The organism is Pseudomonas oryzihabitans (assembly GCF_014522265.1).
Lineage (GTDB): Bacteria > Pseudomonadota > Gammaproteobacteria > Pseudomonadales > Pseudomonadaceae > Chryseomonas > Chryseomonas aestiva.
The window spans coordinates 1,781,565-1,798,186 of record NZ_CP017024.1 but is presented as its reverse complement, the minus strand read 5'-3'; the positions used below and the strand labels follow the sequence as shown (position 1 = coordinate 1,798,186).

Genomic DNA, 16,622 nt, shown 5'->3' with positions numbered 1-16,622 from the left:
GCCGGACCGCCAGCGCGATCGCTGATCGCGATACTGGCTTGCCAGAGCCTCGCAGCGTCCCAGTGACATGCAAAGGCCACCCCATAAAGTGGACATTCTGTCCACAAAAAGCGCCTGAATTGACTGATAAATGCCCAAGTTGGCGTCGGTCATCCTACCAACGGCTAATAGTCTGCTAATTAACTTTCGCTCTTCTCGGGTTTGCCTTATAACGCTATCTGGTTCGACTTTTGTCGCACCAACGATCTTTGTGTCGGGCCACCCTCTATCTCGGGGTAATCGCTTTGCCAGGAAAGCCATGCGACGCCCACACGGCTAAAAATGACCCCACGAGAGGTAGCTATGCGCAAGCCTGAATTGGCGACGGTGATCGCTGAAAAAGTCGGACTTCCAAAGGAACAGGCCAACGTCGTGCTCAACACGCTGTTGGACGAGATCGCGAATGCGCTGCACCGCAAGGACAGCGTTACCCTGGTCGGCTTCGGCACCTTCCTGCCGCGTCACCGCGGTGCCCGCATGGGGAAGAATCCCCAGACTGGCGAGCCGGTCAAGATTCGTGCGAGCAACACGGTGGCGTTCAAGCCCGGCAAGGCGCTGAAGGACAGCATCGAAGGCTGAACATGAGGCGGCACGGATCGCCGCTGCAGCCAAAAGGCATCGCCTCTGCGATGCCTTTTTTGTGTCCGCGTGGAGGACGCGGAGCGGGGTGATCAGCCGATGGCGATCATCTCGAAGTCGCCCTTGCCCACGCCGCAATCCGGGCACAGCCAATCCTCGGGCACATCCTCCCAGCGCGTCCCCGGCGCGATGCCGTCGTCCGGCCAGCCCAGGGCTTCGTCATAGATATAGCCGCACACGATGCACTGCCATTTCCGCATGTTCTGTTATCTCCCAACCGGCTTCAGGTAGCGCGAACGCTACGCGAAAGCCTGGCAAAGGCCAACCGTGCCGGAGCCCGACTGATACCCGGAGCGCCATGATTGCGCCTGGCGACTGTCCACCCCCTGTCTCCATCAGCTAGGCTGCGCCCATGAATTCCTCATCAGCGCCCATGCCCTGGGCCATCTATTTCGCCGTGCTGGGCAGCGTCATCAGCGTCGGCCTGGCCATCGGCCTGTCGATGCCGCTGGTCTCGCTGCGGCTGGAGGGCTGGGGCTATGGCAGCTTCGCCATCGGCGTCATGGCCGCCTCGCCGGCCCTCGGCATCCTCACCGGCGCCAGCCTGGCCGGACGCCTGGCCGCGCGAGTCGGCACACCGCGGCTGATGCAGCTGTGCCTGGTGACGGGCGCCGCCTCGCTGATCCTGCTGTCGCTGCTGCCCAGCTATCTGCTGTGGCTGCTGCTGCGCCTGGCCCTGGGCGCCATCCTCACGCTGATCTTCGTGCTCGGTGAAAGCTGGATGAACCAGGTCATCACCGATCGCTGGCGCGGCCGCCTGGTGGCCCTCTATGGCAGCAGCTATGCCCTGAGCCAGCTGGCCGGCCCGCTGCTGCTGGGGGTGCTGGGTACCGAAGGCGACCAGGGCTTCTGGCTCGGTGCCCTGCTCATGCTCGGCGGCGCCACCCTGCTGCTCGGTCGCCGGGGTGCGCCGGCGGCCGGCGGCCATACCGCGGCCTGGCGGGCGCTGCTGGACTTCTGCCGCGGCGCTCCGGCCATCGCCTGGGCGGTGGCGCTGTTCGCCTGCTTCGAGGCGATGATCCTTACCCTGCTGCCGGTCTATGCCCTCAACCAGGGCTTCGGCCAGCAGCTGGCCTTGTACATGGTCAGCGCCGTGGTGGTGGGCGATGCCCTGCTGCAACTGCCGCTGGGGCTGCTCGCCGACCGCCTCTCACGCCAGGGGCTGTTCCTGGGCTGCACCCTGGGCCTGCTGGCGGTCAGCCTGGCCCTGCCACTGCTGCTGCACACCCCGGGCGTCTGGCCGCTGCTGGTGCTGTTCGGCGCCACCGCCGGCGGTCTCTTCACCCTGGCGCTGATCCTGGTCGGCGAGCGCTATCGCGATGCCGAACTGGTCAGCGCCAATGCCTGCATCGCCCAGCTCTGGGGACTCGGCTGCCTGGTCGGTCCGCTGGTCACCGGCGCCGCCAGCCAGTGGCTCACCGGCCATGCCGTGCCGCTGCTGATGGCCATCGGCGCCGCCGTGCTGCTGGTGATCGTCAGCCGCCGGGGCAGCGTGCCGGTTACCGCTAAAACGGCAATTTAATGCCTAATTTTATTCCTGAGAACCGTTGCTACAGCACTATATTGCCGATATTACGTCAAGAGCTGATACTCACCGGCAGTATATTGCCGGAGGTCGTCCGTGAGTACGCTGGTGGTTCAAACCTATCTGACCGGGCATTGGCATGATGCCTTGCGCCTGGTTTTCGATGATCCCAGGCAAGGTCCCCAACAAGGCGCCTGCACCCTCAGCTATCTGGCTGCCTACCTGAGCGATCATCTCGACGATTTCGGCACGCCTACGGCTGCCGCAGTGAGCGCTAACCTGCCTTTGAGCTGGGAGGTCGAGCGCCTGCCCCATTGGCCGGCGTTTCTCCATGACATTCTCCCGGCCGGCGCCGCTCGCCGTTTTCTGCTCCCTCGCCTTGGACTGAGCACAGAGGAAGCTGCTCAGACCGACTTTCAGCTGTTATCCCGCTGCACGCCAGCGCCCATCGGCCATCTGCGAATTCGTGAGTCGCTAGATGAGCCTGCGCAGACACTCTCCGTGGGCTTTACCCGTGAACAGGTCGTCGCTCGCGATCAGGGCTTTCTGGAATATGCCTATGAGCAAGGTGCTGCCATCGGCGGTGCAACCGGTGCAGGTGGCGATGCACCCAAGCTGCTGCTGGCGGAAGATCCTCAGGGCTTGCTCCATCCGGATGCCACTCTGCCCGATGACCTGGCCTGCCGACATTGGCTGGTGAAATTCCCACGCAACAGAGCCAGCGCCACCGACCAGGACATCCTGCGCAGCGAGCACTGCTACTATCAAGCCCTGAACGCCCTAGGACTGGAGACTGTTTCCGCCAGCGGACTCGCCCTGGAAGAAGGCCGACGTCCCAGCCTCTGGATGCCACGCTTCGACCGCTGCACCAGCCCCCGAGGGGTGGAGCGTCTGGCCGTTGAATCCCTCTATTCCCTGACTCACACTCTGGTACCCGGTAGCTATCTGAATCATCTTGACGCCATCGGTGCCCTGACCAGGGTTTGGCGCGCAGCCAATCAGGACCAGGGGATACCGGCGCTGCTGGATGATTACCTGCGGCGTGACCTGCTCAATCAACTGCTGGGCAACAGTGACAACCACGGTCGCAATACCGCCATCCTGCGCGATGAGCGTGGTGTTCGTCTGGCCCCCCTGTACGACCTCGCCCCCATGGTTATGGACGAACAAGGCATCACCCGAACCAGCAAATGGCCCATGCCCGTCGAACAGGCCGGCGTTGTCGATTGGCATGCAGCCTGTCGGCTACTGGCCGAGTGGGACGATCCGGAACGGCTGTGGGATGCCCTCAAGAAGAGCGCCGAGGTGCTCCGTGCCCTGCCGGACCTACTGCAACCGGTATTGCCGCAGACTACCTGGGAGCATCCGCAAATTCCGCTGCGGCGCCTGGATAGCCATCTGCGCGAGGCAGGGCTGCTATGAGTCTTGACGATCAAGAGCGGCGGCAACGTACGCTGGATGATATCCGTGAGGGATTACAGAGTGGACGCCTGAGCCTGGGCGCCGGTGTCCGGCGCCTGCGCCGCGAGATCACCGGCCTTACCCAGACCGACTTCGCGCGCATGGCCCGTATCTCGCTGCGCACCCTACGACAATTGGAGCAGGACGAAGGCAATCCCACCCTGGCGACGCTGCAGGCGGTCTTTCGGCCCTTTGGTCTGGGAATGGGCGTCATACCTCTGAAACGCCGCTGAGCCCCATGAAAAACGCCGGCACTGGGCCGGCGTTTTTCATGTCAGGCAGCGTCAGGCGGCGCTCAGAACGCCGGCACCACGGCACCCTTGTACTTCTCTTCGATGAACTGCTTCACCGCCGGAGTGTTCAGCGCCTTGGCCAGCTTCTGCACGGCGTCGCTGTCCTTGTTGTCCGGGCGGGCGACCAGGATGTTGGCGTAGGGCGATTCCTTGCCTTCCAGCAGCAGGGCGTCCTGGGTCGGGTTGAGCTTGGCTTCCAGGGCGTAGTTGGTGTTGATCAGCGCCAGGTCGACCTGATTCAGCACGCGCGGCAGGGTCGCGGCTTCCAGCTCCTTGAACTTGAGCTGCTTGGGATTCTCGGCGATGTCCTTGGGCGTGGCGAGGATGTTGGCGCTGTCCTTGAGCTTGATCAGCCCGGCCTTCTCCAGCAGCAGCAGGGCGCGGCCGCCATTGGTGGCATCGCTGGGGATGGCCACGACGGCGCCTTCGCGGACTTCGTCGAGCTTCTTGATCTTCTGCGAGTAGATGCCGAAGGGCTCGACGTGCACCTGGGCGACGGTTACCAGGTCGGTGCCACGGCTCTTGTTGAATTCGTCCAGGTAGGGCTGGTGCTGGAAGAAATTGGCGTCCAGGCGCTTCTGGGCGACCTGCAGGTTGGGCTGCACGTAGTCGGTGAAGACCTTGATCTGCAGGTCCACCCCTTCCTTGGCCAGCTGGGGTTTGACGAATTCGAGGATCTCGGCGTGGGGCACCGGGGTGGCGGCGACGCTGAGGGTCTCGGCGGCGTGGGCGGTCAGGCTGGCGGCCAGCAGGGCGGCGGTGGCGAGCAATTTCTTCATGGCAGTTTCCTAAAGCGGGGTGGAACCGTCGGCGCCTCTGCGGGCGTCGACGGCGGTGGAGCTGAGGCTCAGAAGGCGGGAACGACGGCGCCCTGGTACTTCTTCTCGATGAATTGCTTCACCTCGGGGGTGGTCAGGGCCTTGGCCAGCTTCTGGATGGCCGGGTCATTGGCCTTGTCGGCGCGGGTATAGAGCAGGTTGGCGTAGGGCGACTCGCCGCTCTCGATGAAGAGGGCGTCCTTGGTCGGCACCAGCTTGGCTTCCAGGGCGTAGTTGGCGTTGATTAGCGCCAGGTCGACCTGGTTCAGCACCCGGGGCAGGGTCGCGGCTTCCAGTTCCTTGAACTTGAGGTGCTTGGGATTCTCGACGACATCACGCGGGGTGGCGGTGACGTTGCTCGGATCCTTCAGGGTGATCAGACCCTGCTTGGCGATCAGCAGCAGCGCGCGACCGGAGTTGCTCGGATCGTTGGGGATGGCCACGGTGGCGCCGTCCTTCAGCTCCTTGATGTCCTTGATCTTCTGCGAATAGGCACCGAAGGGCTCGACGTGCACCGCCACCACCGGCACCTGGTCGCTGCTCGGATTGCTCTTCTGGTAGCTGGCGTAATAGGGCTTGGTCTGGAAGTAGTTGGCATCCACCTGCTTCTGATCGGTCTGGCGATCGGGCTGGATGTAGTCGGTGAAGACCTTGATCTTGAGGTCCACGCCTTCCTTGGCCAGCTGCGGCTTGATGAATTCCAGGATCTCCGCATGGGGAACCGGATTGACCGCGACGGTCAGGGTCTCGGCGGCCTGGGCGGCGGTGGCGACACCCAGGCCGAAGGCCAGGGACAGCAGGGTACGTTTCAGCGACATCGGGGATTTTCCTTGTGCAAAACCTTCGAGTGGATGAGGCCTGAATCAACGACGACTGAAATGGGCGACGAGGCGATCGCCGACCATCTGCAGTACCTGGACCAGCACCAGCAGCAAGAGCACCGTGACCACCATGACGTCGGTCTGGAAGCGCTGGTAGCCGAAACGGATGGCCAGATCGCCGAGGCCGCCGCCGCCGATCACCCCGGCCATGGCGGTGTAGGACACCAGAGCGATGGCGGTGACGGTGGTGGCCGCGATCAGCCCGGGCAGGGCCTCGGGCAACAGGGTACGGGTGACGATCTGCCAGAGACTGGCGCCCATGGCCTGGGTCGCCTCGATGATGCCGCGGTCGACCTCGCGCAGGGCGGTCTCCACCAGCCGGGCAAAGAAGGGCGCGGCGCCCACCACCAGCGGCGGAATGGCGCCCTCGACGCCCAGGGAGGTGCCGATCAGCCAGACCGTGATGGGGATCATCAGGATCAGCAGGATGATGAAGGGTACCGAGCGCAGCACGTTGACCACGAAGGAGAGGATGCCGTAGACCAGCGGCTGTTCCAGCAGCTGGCGACGGCTGGTAAGGAACAGCAGCACGCCCAGCGGCAGGCCGAGGATCAGGGTGAAGAGCATGGACCAGCCAAGCATGGCCAGGGTGTCCTGGGTCGCCTGCCAGATCTCGGCCCAGTCGATGTTGCTGAAGAGTTCGTCCATCAGCGCAGGACCTCCACGGTGACGTCGGCGGCCTGGAAGCGAGCCAGGGCGGCGTCCAGGTCACCGCCCACCAGGGCGATGGTGAGCTGGCCATAGGGCTCGTCCCGGATGCGGTCGATGCGCCCGCCGAGAATGCTGTAGTCCACACCGGTCTCCCGGGCGACGTGGCCCAGCAGCGGTGCATAGGTGGCTTCGCCGCGGAAGGTCAGCCGCAGGATGCGGCCTTCGACATGGGCATAGGCGTCGGCCAGTTCGGTCTCGTCCTGATGCTCGGCCTCGAACACGAAGCGGCGGGTGGTGGGGTGCTGCGGGTGCAGGAAGACATCGGCGACGGTGCCCTGCTCCACCACGGCGCCGCCATCGAGCACGGCGACGCGATCGCAGACGCGGCGGATCACGTCCATCTCGTGGGTGATCAGCACGATGGTCAGACCCAGCTCGCGATTGAGTTCGGCGAGCAGTTGCAGCACCTGGGCGGTGGTCTGGGGATCGAGGGCGCTGGTGGCCTCGTCGCAGAGCAGGATCTTCGGCTCGGTGGCCAGGGCGCGGGCGATGCCGACGCGCTGCTTCTGACCGCCGGAGAGTTGCGCCGGGTACTTGCGCGCCTGGTCGGACAGGCCGACCCGCGCCAGCAGTTCCTCGACCCGCTGGCCGATCTGCGCCCGCGAGCGGCCGCCGGCCAGTTCCAGCGGCAAGGCCACGTTGGCCGCCACGGTCTTGGACGAAAGCAGGTTGAAGTGCTGGAAGATCATGCCGATGCGACGGCGGAAATCGCGCAGCTCGGTCGAGCCCAGGGTGGTGACCTCGGCGCCATCGACCTGGAGGCGACCGCCACTGGGAGCTTCGAGGCGGTTGATCAGGCGCAGCAGGGTGCTCTTGCCGGCACCCGAATGGCCGATCAGGCCGAAGATCTCGCCGGCTTCGATCCTCAGGTCGACCGGCTGGAGCGCCGCGACCTCGCGACCGCGCGTGCGGTACGTCTTGTGGACAGCGTGGAATTCGATCAATGGAAAAACCTTGTGGGTATCGTCAGACAACAGGATGGTGATCCAGCCGCGCAGTTTAACGTGCGCGCTTATATCTGCTTAGCACTTGTTGTCGGGTATTACGCCAATAAAGGCATATGGCCAGCCAAGACCCTGGCCGAGCGCCAGGCGAACAGCCCGTCGCCTCGTCTCAGCCAAGCGGAACACCGGCTCTGGACCGCGAGTCACTAGAAGACTGCCTGAATTCGCCCCACATTCCGTAGGGGACGCAAAGAGCGCCCTCCAGGCGCCTGATGAGGACTTTCCATGGCTACGCCCCCAAGAGTGAACTCGCCGGTACCGACACCCAGGATCGCCAGAACACCTCGAAGAAGATCGAGCAACTGGAGCAATTCCGTTCCGATGCCACCGGCCAGGCACTGCGTACCAATCACGGCGTGAAGATCGCCGACAACCAGAATTCGCTGCGCGCCGGCACCCGCGGACCTTCCCTGCTCGAAGACTTCATCATGCGGGAGAAGATCACCCACTTCGACCACGAGCGCATCCCGGAACGCATCGTCCATGCCCGTGGCACCGGTGCCTATGGCTACTTCCAGCCCTACCAGGACTGGTCCGACCTGACCAAGGCCGCCCTCTTCCGCGACCCCAACCACCAGACCCCGGTGTTCGTGCGCTTCTCCACCGTGCAGGGCCCGCGTGGTTCCGGTGACACCGTGCGCGACGTGCGCGGCTTCGCCATCAAGTTCTACACCGAGGAAGGCAACTGGGACATGGTCGGCAACAACATGCCGGTCTTCTTCATCCAGGACGCCATCAAGTTTCCCGACTTCGTCCATGCGGTGAAGCCCGAGCCGCACAACGAGATTCCCACCGGCGGCAGCGCCCACGACACCTTCTGGGACTTCGTCTCCCTAGTGTCGGAGTCGGCGCACATGGTGCTCTGGACCATGACCGACCGGGCCATCCCGGTGAACCTGCGCAGCATGCAGGGCTTCGGCATCCACACCTTCCGCATGATCAACACCGCGGGCAAGGGCGTCTTCGTCAAGATTCACCTGAAACCCGCCGGTGGCGTGCGCTCCCTGGTGTGGGACGAAGCCCAGAAACTGGCCGGCAAGGACACCGATGCCCACCGCCGCGACCTCTGGGAAGCCATCGAGGCCGGTGACTATCCCGAGTGGGAATTCGGCGTGCAAATCATCCCCGAGGAAGACGAGCACAAGTTCGACTGGGACATCCTCGACGCCACCAAGATCATTCCCGAGGAACTGGTGCCCATCACGCCCCTGGGCAAGCTGGTGCTCAACCGCAACCCGGACAACTATTTCGCCGAGACCGAGCAGGTCGCCTTCTGTCCCGGCCACGTCGTGCCCGGCATCGACTTCAGCAACGACCCCCTGCTGCAGGGTCGCCTGTTCTCCTACACCGACACCCAGATCAGCCGCCTCGGCGGACCGAACTTCCATGAACTGCCGGTCAATCGCCCGGTGGTGCCGAATCACAACGGCCAGCGCGACGCCAAGTACCGCATGACCATCGACAAGGGTCGTGCCTCCTACGAGCCCAACTCCATCGATGGCGGCTGGCCCAAAGAGACGCCGCCGGCGCCCCAGGATGGCGGTTTCGAGAGCTATTACGAGCGTATCGACGGCCACAAGGTGCGCGAGCGCAGCGAGACCTTCGGCGACCACTTCTCCCAGGCCACGCTGTTCTACAACAGCCTGTCGGAAGCCGAACAGTCGCACGTCGCCGATGCCTACAGCTTCGAGCTGGGCAAGGTCGAGCGGATGTGGATCCGCGAGCGGCAGGTCAACGAGATCCTTGCCAACATCGATCTGGAACTGGCGCAGAAGGTCGCCAAGAAGATCGGCGTGATCCCGCCCACCGCGCCCACCGTACAGCCGCGCAAGGTGTCCATCGACAAGTCGCCGGCGCTGAGCCAGCTCAACCTGCTGTCCGGCAATATCAAGGGCTTCAAGGTGGCGGTACTGGTGGGTGACGGCGTCATCGCCAGCGAAGTGGTGGCCATCAAGCAGGCGCTCAAGGCCGAAGGTGCCCACGTGAAGGTGCTTGGCCCCACCGCCGGCCCGGTCAAGGCGGCCGACGGCAGCGAAGTGGCCGTGGATGGCTCGGCCGAGGGCATGCCTTCGGTAGCGCTGGACGCGGTCTATGTGCCGGGCGGCGCCGAGAGCGTCAAGGCCATGCTCGACGACGGCGTGATCAAGCACTACCTGCTGGAAGCCTACAAGCACCTCAAGGCCATCGCCCTCACCGGCGAAGCCGAACAGCTGCTCAAGGCGGTCTATCTGAGCCCCGACGAGGCGCTGCTCACCGGCGGCGACTTCAAGGCGGTGCAGCAGGACTTCTTCGCCGCCATCGCCAAGCACCGTTGCTGGGCACGGATGCCGAAGATCAAGTCCATCCCGGCCTGATCAGACCGGCATGAAAAAAGCCGACCGTCGCGAGACGGTCGGCTTTTTTCTTTTGGGCTATCGCGGCCCTCAGATGGGGCCACGATGATTCCGTAGGTTGGGCTGAGACGGCTCCATCGTCGAAGCCCAACAGGCCGAGCCATCAGCGCGCTTATTGCTTGGCTTGGCTTCGCTGCGCTCAGCCCAACCTACGGGTCCTGTGCGGGATCAACCCAGCACCAGCACCCCGTCCATTTCCACCTGGGAGCCCTTGGGCAGCGCGGCAACGCCGATGGCAGCGCGCGCCGGATACGGCTGCTGGAAGTAGCGGCCCATGATTTCGTTGACGGTGGCGAAATGCGCAAGGTCGATCAGGAAGATGTTCAGCTTGACGATGTCGGCCAGGGAACCACCGGCGGCTTCGGCGACGGACTTGAGATTCTCGAACACCTGGACCACCTGGGCTTCGAAGCCGTCCACCAGCTCCATGCTGGTCGGGTTGAGCGGGATCTGCCCGGAGAGATAGACGGTGTCACCGACCTTGATCGCCTGGGAATAGGTGCCAATGGCGGCGGGCGCCTTGTCGGTGTGGATCACTTGCTTGCTCATGGGTCGCTCCTGTGCGGGAAAGGACCGATTCTGCAAGCCGGTGGCGACCCGCTGCAACCTCAGAACCTGTTCACAATCGTGCGAGCTAGAGGCAAACAAGGCGAAAATGCCTGAGGAAGCGGAGTTTACGAGGGGTAAATGAGCATTCCGAAGGCATTTTCAACGCCGTTTGGCCGACGCGCAGCAGATCGTGAGCAGGTTCTCAGCTGCGAACCCGAGTGATACCGGCCACGCCCTTGAGCGTGCGCAGCTTCTTGATCACCCGCGCCAGGTGCACGCGATCGCGCACGCTGACCACCAGCTGGACCACGCTGACCCGGCCGTCGCGCTCGTTCATGCCGATCTTCTCGACGTTGGCGTCCACCGCAGTGACGTTGTTGGCCAGCACGGCGATCAGGCCGCGCTGGTGCTCCAGCTGGACACGCAACTCGACGCTGAATTCGCCGGTGACGTCCTTGGCCCAGTTGAGCACGATGCATTTTTCGCTGTTGTGCCGGAATTCGGCGATGTTCCGACAGTTTTCCAGGTGGATCACCATGCCCTTGCCGGCCGACAGGTGGCCGACGATGGGATCGCCCGGAATCGGCGTGCAGCACTTGGCGTAGCTGATCACCAGGCCTTCGGAGCCGCGGATGGCCAGCGGACCCTGCGGCGTGGTGCCGGGCTGCGGCTCCAGCGGCTCTTCCTGCTCGCTGCCGGACACCAGGCGCCGCGCCACCACGTAGGCCATGCGATTGCCCAGGCCGATCTCTTCGAGCAGGTCTTCCAGCACCACGCCCTTGTACTCGCCCAGTACCGAGAGGATGCGCATCGGCGAGATCTTCGACAGCTGGGTGCCAAAGCCCGACAGCGCCTTGTTCAGCAGGCGCTCGCCAAGGCTGATGGACTCGGAACGCCGCTGCTGCTTGAGCGCGTGGCGGATGTTGGTGCGCGCCTTGCCGGTGACCACGAAGTTGAGCCAGGCCGGATTGGGCCGGGCACCGGGCGCGGTGACGATCTCCACCGTCTCGCCGCTGCCCAGCGGCTGCGACAGCGGCGCCAGGCGGCGATTGATGCGGCAGGCGATGCAGCTGTTGCCCACGTCGGTGTGCACCGCATAGGCGAAGTCCACGGCCGTGGAGCCCTTGGGCAGCTCCATGATGCGACCCTTGGGGGTGAAGACGTAGACCTCGTCGGGGAAGAGGTCGATCTTCACGTTCTCGATGAACTCCAGGGAGTTGCCCGCGCGTTGCTGCAACTCGAGGATGCCCTTCACCCACTGGCGCGCGCGCAGGTGGCTGGCGCGCGGCTCGTCGCCGCCGGCCTTGTACAGGCCATGGGCGGCGATGCCGTTGTTGGCCATCTCTTCCATCTCGCGGGTGCGGATCTGGATCTCGATGGGCACGCCGTGCATGCCGAACAGGGTGGTGTGCAGGGACTGGTAGCCGTTCGCCTTGGGGATGGCGATGTAGTCCTTGAAGCGCCCCGGGAACGGCTTGTAGAGGTTGTGGACCGCACCGAGTACCCGGTAGCAGGTGTCGACCTTGTCGACGATGATGCGGAAGCCGTAGACGTCCATGATCTCGTTGAACGACTTACGCTTGCCGCGCATCTTCTGGTAGATGCTGTGCAGGTGCTTTTCGCGGCCGACCACCTCGCCGTCCAGGCCGTCGCGGGCCAGGCAGTTGGCCAGGGATTCCTGGATCTTGCCGAGGATCTCGCGGCGATTGCCCCGCGCGGTCTTGACCGCCCGCTGGATGCGTTCGGCGCGCATCGGGTGCATGGCGCGGAAGCCCAGGTCCTCGAATTCCACGTAGAAATCGTGCATGCCCAGCCGGTTGGCGATGGGCGCGTAGATTTCCAGGGTTTCCTTGGCGATGCGCCGACTCTTGTCCGGCGGCATGGCGTCCAGGGTGCGCATGTTGTGCAGCCGGTCGGCCAGCTTGACCAGGATGACGCGGATGTCCTTGGACATCGCCATGGTCATCTTCTGGAAGTTCTCCGCCTGGGCCTCGGCCTTGGTCTCGAACTTCATCTGGGTCAGCTTGCTGACCCCGTCCACCAGCTCCGCCACCGTTTCGCCGAACTGGGCGACCAGGGCTTCCTTGGCGATACCAGTGTCCTCGATCACGTCGTGCAGCATGGCCGCCATCAGGCTCTGATGGTCCATGTGCATGTCGGCGAGGATGTTGGCGACGGCCAGCGGATGGGTGACATAGGGCTCGCCGCTGCGGCGGCGCTGCCCATCGTGAGCCTGCTCGGCGTAGTAGTAGGCCCGCCTGACCAGATTGACCTGGTCGGGGGTCAGGTAGTCCGCCAGACGCTCGGCCAGCAAGTCGATGCCGGTCGGGCGGGCGTCACCATACGCAGGCTCGGCGGCCATGGCTTAGAGGGCCTCGCCGTCCGCTTCTTCGTTGACTTCGAAAGCGGCAAACAGCGGCTCTTCTTCGACGATGTCGTCCAGACGGATGACTTCCTCGTCGACCAGGCCTTCGGCGATTTCGCGCAGGGCGACAACGGTGGGCTTGTCGTTGTCCCACGGTACCTTGGGCTCCTTGCCGCCGGTGGCCAGCTGGCGCGAGCGCTTGGTGGCGAGCATGACCAGCTCGAATCGGTTGTCTACGTTGTCCAGGCAGTCTTCGACAGTAACGCGGGCCATGGTCTTCCTCGTGGCGATGATGATCCCGGGAACGGGGGACCCGATAGTATAAAAATTCGCCAGTGGCAAGGGAAGAGGCGGTGGTCGGAGGACCGCCGGTCCTCGGGGTTGTTCCGGTGGAGGATCCGTCCTGGGCAAAGGACTTCTGCCTGGACTACTTGATCGCTAACGTACTACAAGCTTTTCTTTTACTCGCAGAAAACGTCTGCTTGAGCGCCCTCTAGCAGGCCCGAAGAATCGCGCAGCTCGGGCTATAGGCTACTAGCCAAGCCGCTGCATAGCTTTCTGATCAAAAGGAATTGATCAATGTCGGGATACGCCAAGCCATGGATGAGCGTGGATGACCAACTGGATCAATTGACTCGACGCGGCCTGGCCGTCACCGATAGAACGTTGGCGCTCAACTACCTGAGCCGAATCGGCTATTACCGCCTGAGCGGCTATTGGTATGCGTTCCGCGAGCGAAGCGGCGCCCTGGTATTGCTCGACAAAGGTAAGAAGCCGCAAAAGCCCAAGGTCACTACCTTGGCGCTGGACGATTTCAAGGTCGGTGCCACCTTTCAGAATGCCGTCGACCTCTATGTGTTCGACAAGAAGCTCCGACTACTGACGCTGGATGCCTTGGAGCGCATTGAAGTCGGCTTGAGAGTCGACATCACCTACTGCCTCGGTGCCAGAGATGCCTTTGCCTACTTGCGCCCCGAACTATTGCATGGCGAATTCAGCAGCAAGCTTGATCCTCGAACCGGACTCAGCCGCCACCACGACTGGCTGGGACGTCAGGCGAAATTGATCGCCCGCTCCAAGGAAGACTTCATTCGGCACTGCAAGGACAAGTACGGGCTGCCCTTGCCGATCTGGATAGCGGCGGAAGTTTGGGATTTCGGCACGATGTCCACGCTGTACAGTGGCCTGCAAGAGACCGAACAGGACGCCATCGCAGCCAAGTATGGGCTATCGAACGGTCGGGTCTTTTCGTCCTGGTTACGCAGTCTTAACTATCTACGCAATGTTTGCGCACACCACAGCCGACTGTGGAATCGCAACATCATTGATCAGCCGAAACTACCCTCCCTGGCCGAGGCGTCTTGGGCACAGCCTTTCATAGGCAATGTGCATGCTCTGGCGCTTTGCTACCTACTGCTGTGTATGACCCGTCATCTTCTGGAGGTCGTGAATCCTCGATCTACGTGGTCACAGCGAATCAAGGCGCATCTATTGAGTTTCCCGGAACTATCGCACCTGGGCCTGAACATCGCAGGTATGGGTGCCCAGCCTGGCTGGGAAGCTGACTGGTAAAAACGCAGGCAATAAAAAACCCCTCAGCAGCTTCGTCACCTAAGTGAGTCAGCCGAGAGGGGCCGTGTTGGGATCCATACTAGGGAACGACCTGAAGTCCGTCAAGCCGGCGCATACCGCTCTGGACCAAGGATTCCAACGTTCACTCCGTAAGCTACGTTCGCGCGTTGGGAATCATACCTCTCAGGCGCCCGCCTTCTTCTTCAACCGCCAGGCGTGCAGCAGCGGCTCGGTGTAGCCGCTGGGCTGCTCGCGGCCCTTGAAGATGAGGTCGCGGGCGGCGCGGTAGGCGTAGGAGCTGTCGAAGTGGCCGGCCATGGGTTCGTAGAGCGCATCGCCGGCGTTCTGGCCATCGACCACGCTGGCCATGCGCTGCAGGGTCTCGTCCACCTGTGCGGCCGTGACCACGCCGTGGTGCAGCCAGTTGGCGATGTGCTGGCTGGAGATGCGCAGGGTGGCGCGGTCTTCCATCAGGCCGACGTCATGGATGTCGGGCACCTTGGAGCAGCCCACGCCCTGGTCGACCCAGCGCACCACGTAGCCGAGGATGCCCTGGCAGTTGTTGTCCAGTTCCTGCTGGATGGCTTCGGCGGACCAGTCCGGCGACTCGGCCACCGGCACGCTGAGCAGCCCGGCGAGCAACTCGCCACGGGCGGCGTCGACGTCGCTGCGTTCCAGCTCCTGCTGCACCTGCTGGACGTTGACCTGATGGTAATGCAGCGCGTGCAGCACGGCGGCGGTGGGCGACGGTACCCAGGCGGTGTTGGCGCCGGCCTTGGGATGACCGATCTTCTGTTCCAGCATGGCCGCCATCAGATCGGGCATGGCCCACATGCCCTTACCGATCTGCGCCTTGCCGCGCAGGCCGCAGGCCAGGCCGACCAGCACGTTGTTGCGCTCGTAGGCGGTGATCCACTTCGAGGTCTTCATGTCGCCCTTGCGCAGCATGGGCCCGGCCAGCATGGCGGTGTGCATCTCGTCACCGGTGCGGTCGAGGAAGCCGGTGTTGATGAAAGCCACCCGCGCCGCGGCGGCGGCAATGCAGGCCTTGAGGTTGACGCTGGTGCGGCGCTCCTCGTCCATGATGCCCAGCTTGACGGTGTTGGCCGGCAGCCCCAGCAGGGCCTCGACGCGGTCGAACAGCTGCACGGCGAAGGCCACCTCGGCCGGGCCGTGCATCTTCGGTTTGACGATGTACACCGAGCCGCTGCGGGAGTTGCCCTGGCGCTTGAGGTCGTGCATGGCGATGGTCACGGTGACCAGGGCGTCGAGGATGCCTTCGGGGATCTCGCGACCGTCCTCCAGCAGCACCGCCGGATTGGTCATCAGGTGGCCGACGTTGCGGATGAACAGCAGCGAGCGCCCGTGCAGGCTCAGCGGCTGGCCGTCGGCGCCCTGGTACTCGCGATCGGGGTTGAGGCGCCGGGTAAAGGTCTCGCCACCCTTGCTGACCTCTTCGGCCAGGTCGCCCTTCATCAGGCCCAGCCAGTTGCGATAGGCCAAGACCTTGTCGGCGGCGTCCACCGCGGCGATGGAGTCTTCCAGGTCCATGATGGTGCTGACCGCGGCTTCCATGAGCAGGTCCTTGACCCCGGCGGCGTCGGTCTTGCCGATGGTGCTGGCGCGGTCGATCTGGATCTCCAGGTGCAGGCCGTTGTGGCGCAAGAGCACCGCGGACGGCGCGGCGGCATCGCCCTGGTAGCCGACGAAGGCGGCCGGATCGGCCAGTTCGCTGGTGCCGCTCCTGAGGTCCACCACCAGGCGACCGTCCTGGATGCGGTAGGCGGTGGCGTCCCGGTGCGAGCCACTGGCCAGGGGCGCCACGCCGTCCAGCACCTGGCGGGCGAAGGCCACCACCTTGGCACCGCGGGTGGGGTTGTAGCCCTTGCCGCGTTCGGCGCCCTCGCTCTCGGGCAGGGCGTCGGTGCCATAGAGGGCATCGTACAGCGAACCCCAGCGCGCGTTGGCGGCGTTCAGGGCGTAGCGGGCGTTGAGCACCGGCACCACCAGCTGCGGACCGGCCTGCTCGGCGATCTCGCGGTCGACGCCGGCCGTCGAGGCCTGCACCTGGCCGGGGACCGGTTGCAGATAGCCGATGCCTTCGAGGAAGGCCTGGTAGGCGGGCAGATCGGTGACCGGACCGGGATGGGTGCTGTGCCAGGTGTCCAGCTCCACCTGCAGGCGATCACGCTCGGCCAGCAGTTCGCGATTGCGCGGCGCCAACTCGTGCACCAGGGTGTCCACGCCCGACCAGAAGGCGGCGGTGTCGAGCCCGGTGCCGGGCAGCACTTCCTCGTTGATGAAACGCTGCAGTTCGGTGGCCACCTGCAGGCGGCCCAGGGTAGTGCGGTCGGTCATGATGGCTTTCCTTG

The 16,622-nt window shown here is 64.1% G+C and carries 15 protein-coding genes; 6 read left to right on the top strand and 9 right to left on the bottom strand.

Annotated elements, in window-relative coordinates; translation table 11 throughout:
- The first annotated feature begins 342 nt into the window (after positions 1-342).
- On the top strand, positions 343-618 hold the full coding sequence (locus BGI51_RS08290; protein ID WP_017639309.1) for an HU family DNA-binding protein: 276 nt from the start codon (positions 343-345) through the stop codon (positions 616-618).
- Positions 619-710: 92 nt separating this feature from the next.
- On the opposite strand, the gene BGI51_RS08285 is transcribed toward BGI51_RS08290, so the two are convergent.
- Positions 711-878 (bottom strand): rubredoxin, encoded by a 168-nt coding sequence (locus tag BGI51_RS08285; RefSeq protein ID WP_007161456.1) that lies wholly within the window; start codon positions 876-878, stop codon positions 711-713.
- Between the two features lie 173 nt (positions 879-1,051).
- Here BGI51_RS08285 and BGI51_RS08280 point away from each other — a divergent pair, with 173 nt between their 5' ends.
- From BGI51_RS08280 to BGI51_RS08270, 3 genes are all read left to right on the top strand, one after another.
- Positions 1,052-2,200 (top strand): MFS transporter, encoded by a 1,149-nt coding sequence (locus BGI51_RS08280; RefSeq protein WP_187981289.1) that lies wholly within the window; start codon positions 1,052-1,054, stop codon positions 2,198-2,200.
- 99 nt (positions 2,201-2,299) lie between these two features.
- Positions 2,300-3,625 (top strand): type II toxin-antitoxin system HipA family toxin, encoded by a 1,326-nt coding sequence (locus BGI51_RS08275; protein ID WP_187980854.1) that lies wholly within the window; start codon positions 2,300-2,302, stop codon positions 3,623-3,625.
- Positions 3,622-3,897, top strand: coding sequence for a helix-turn-helix domain-containing protein (locus BGI51_RS08270; RefSeq protein ID WP_187980853.1), 276 nt, complete (start codon positions 3,622-3,624; stop codon positions 3,895-3,897). The genes BGI51_RS08275 and BGI51_RS08270 overlap by 4 nt, the downstream gene beginning before the upstream one ends.
- Positions 3,898-3,959: 62 nt before the next feature.
- Here the strand turns inward: BGI51_RS08270 and BGI51_RS08265 are convergent, their stop codons facing one another.
- The 4 genes from BGI51_RS08265 to BGI51_RS08250 form a co-directional block, all read right to left on the bottom strand.
- Positions 3,960-4,736: a MetQ/NlpA family ABC transporter substrate-binding protein gene (locus tag BGI51_RS08265; RefSeq protein ID WP_068384577.1), complete on the bottom strand. Its 777-nt coding sequence runs from the start codon at positions 4,734-4,736 to the stop codon at positions 3,960-3,962.
- 68 nt (positions 4,737-4,804) lie between these two features.
- A complete protein-coding gene (locus tag BGI51_RS08260) occupies positions 4,805-5,587 on the bottom strand; it encodes a MetQ/NlpA family ABC transporter substrate-binding protein (RefSeq protein WP_371913873.1) in 783 nt (260 codons plus the stop codon).
- Positions 5,588-5,638: 51 nt separating this feature from the next.
- Positions 5,639-6,304 carry a methionine ABC transporter permease gene (locus BGI51_RS08255; protein WP_017639302.1) on the bottom strand — a complete coding sequence of 222 codons (666 nt, stop codon included), beginning with the start codon at positions 6,302-6,304 and terminating at the stop codon, positions 5,639-5,641.
- The gene (locus BGI51_RS08250; RefSeq protein ID WP_187980852.1) at positions 6,304-7,311 is read right to left on the bottom strand and encodes a methionine ABC transporter ATP-binding protein; all 1,008 of its coding nucleotides are present in this window, start codon (positions 7,309-7,311) and stop codon (positions 6,304-6,306) included. The genes BGI51_RS08255 and BGI51_RS08250 overlap by 1 nt, the downstream gene beginning before the upstream one ends.
- A 272-nt stretch (positions 7,312-7,583) precedes the next feature.
- Here BGI51_RS08250 and katE point away from each other — a divergent pair, with 272 nt between their 5' ends.
- Positions 7,584-9,725, top strand: a complete 2,142-nt coding sequence (gene katE, locus BGI51_RS08245; protein WP_187980851.1) for a catalase HPII — start codon at positions 7,584-7,586, stop codon at positions 9,723-9,725.
- 207 nt (positions 9,726-9,932) lie between these two features.
- On the opposite strand, the gene BGI51_RS08240 is transcribed toward katE, so the two are convergent.
- The 3 genes from BGI51_RS08240 to rpoZ all read right to left on the bottom strand — a co-directional run bounded on the left by BGI51_RS08240 (position 9,933) and on the right by rpoZ (position 12,951).
- A complete protein-coding gene (locus BGI51_RS08240; protein ID WP_007161463.1) occupies positions 9,933-10,313 on the bottom strand; it encodes a RidA family protein in 381 nt (126 codons plus the stop codon).
- A gap of 202 nt (positions 10,314-10,515) precedes the next feature.
- A complete protein-coding gene (gene spoT / locus BGI51_RS08235; protein ID WP_187980850.1) occupies positions 10,516-12,675 on the bottom strand; it encodes a bifunctional GTP diphosphokinase/guanosine-3',5'-bis pyrophosphate 3'-pyrophosphohydrolase in 2,160 nt (719 codons plus the stop codon).
- 3 nt (positions 12,676-12,678) lie between these two features.
- The gene (gene rpoZ / locus BGI51_RS08230; protein WP_007161465.1) at positions 12,679-12,951 is read right to left on the bottom strand and encodes a DNA-directed RNA polymerase subunit omega; all 273 of its coding nucleotides are present in this window, start codon (positions 12,949-12,951) and stop codon (positions 12,679-12,681) included.
- A 306-nt stretch (positions 12,952-13,257) separates the two neighbouring features.
- Here rpoZ and BGI51_RS08225 point away from each other — a divergent pair, with 306 nt between their 5' ends.
- Complete coding sequence (locus BGI51_RS08225) at positions 13,258-14,250, top strand: Abi family protein (RefSeq protein WP_187980849.1); 993 nt, start codon at positions 13,258-13,260, stop codon at positions 14,248-14,250.
- Positions 14,251-14,433: 183 nt separating this feature from the next.
- Here the strand turns inward: BGI51_RS08225 and BGI51_RS08220 are convergent, their stop codons facing one another.
- Positions 14,434-16,608 carry a malate synthase G gene (locus BGI51_RS08220; RefSeq protein WP_187980848.1) on the bottom strand — a complete coding sequence of 725 codons (2,175 nt, stop codon included), beginning with the start codon at positions 16,606-16,608 and terminating at the stop codon, positions 14,434-14,436.
- Positions 16,609-16,622: the final 14 nt, after the last annotated feature.

Excerpts from the sequence above, each read along its gene's own strand:
- BGI51_RS08290 (WP_017639309.1), top strand. The coding sequence starts at position 343 with ATGCGCAAGCCTGAATTGGCGACGGTGATCGCTGAAAAAGTCGGACTT.
- BGI51_RS08270 (WP_187980853.1), top strand. The coding sequence starts at position 3,622 with ATGAGTCTTGACGATCAAGAGCGGCGGCAACGTACGCTGGATGATATC.
- katE (WP_187980851.1), top strand. The coding sequence starts at position 7,584 with ATGAGGACTTTCCATGGCTACGCCCCCAAGAGTGAACTCGCCGGTACC.
- BGI51_RS08225 (WP_187980849.1), top strand. The coding sequence starts at position 13,258 with ATGTCGGGATACGCCAAGCCATGGATGAGCGTGGATGACCAACTGGAT.
- BGI51_RS08240 (WP_007161463.1), bottom strand. The coding sequence starts at position 10,313 with ATGAGCAAGCAAGTGATCCACACCGACAAGGCGCCCGCCGCCATTGGC.
- BGI51_RS08280 (WP_187981289.1), top strand. The coding sequence starts at position 1,052 with ATGCCCTGGGCCATCTATTTCGCCGTGCTGGGCAGCGTCATCAGCGTC.
- BGI51_RS08265 (WP_068384577.1), bottom strand. The coding sequence starts at position 4,736 with ATGAAGAAATTGCTCGCCACCGCCGCCCTGCTGGCCGCCAGCCTGACC.
- rpoZ (WP_007161465.1), bottom strand. The coding sequence starts at position 12,951 with ATGGCCCGCGTTACTGTCGAAGACTGCCTGGACAACGTAGACAACCGA.
- BGI51_RS08285 (WP_007161456.1), bottom strand. The coding sequence starts at position 878 with ATGCGGAAATGGCAGTGCATCGTGTGCGGCTATATCTATGACGAAGCC.
- spoT (WP_187980850.1), bottom strand. The coding sequence starts at position 12,675 with ATGGCCGCCGAGCCTGCGTATGGTGACGCCCGCCCGACCGGCATCGAC.
- BGI51_RS08220 (WP_187980848.1), bottom strand. The coding sequence starts at position 16,608 with ATGACCGACCGCACTACCCTGGGCCGCCTGCAGGTGGCCACCGAACTG.
- BGI51_RS08255 (WP_017639302.1), bottom strand. The coding sequence starts at position 6,304 with ATGGACGAACTCTTCAGCAACATCGACTGGGCCGAGATCTGGCAGGCG.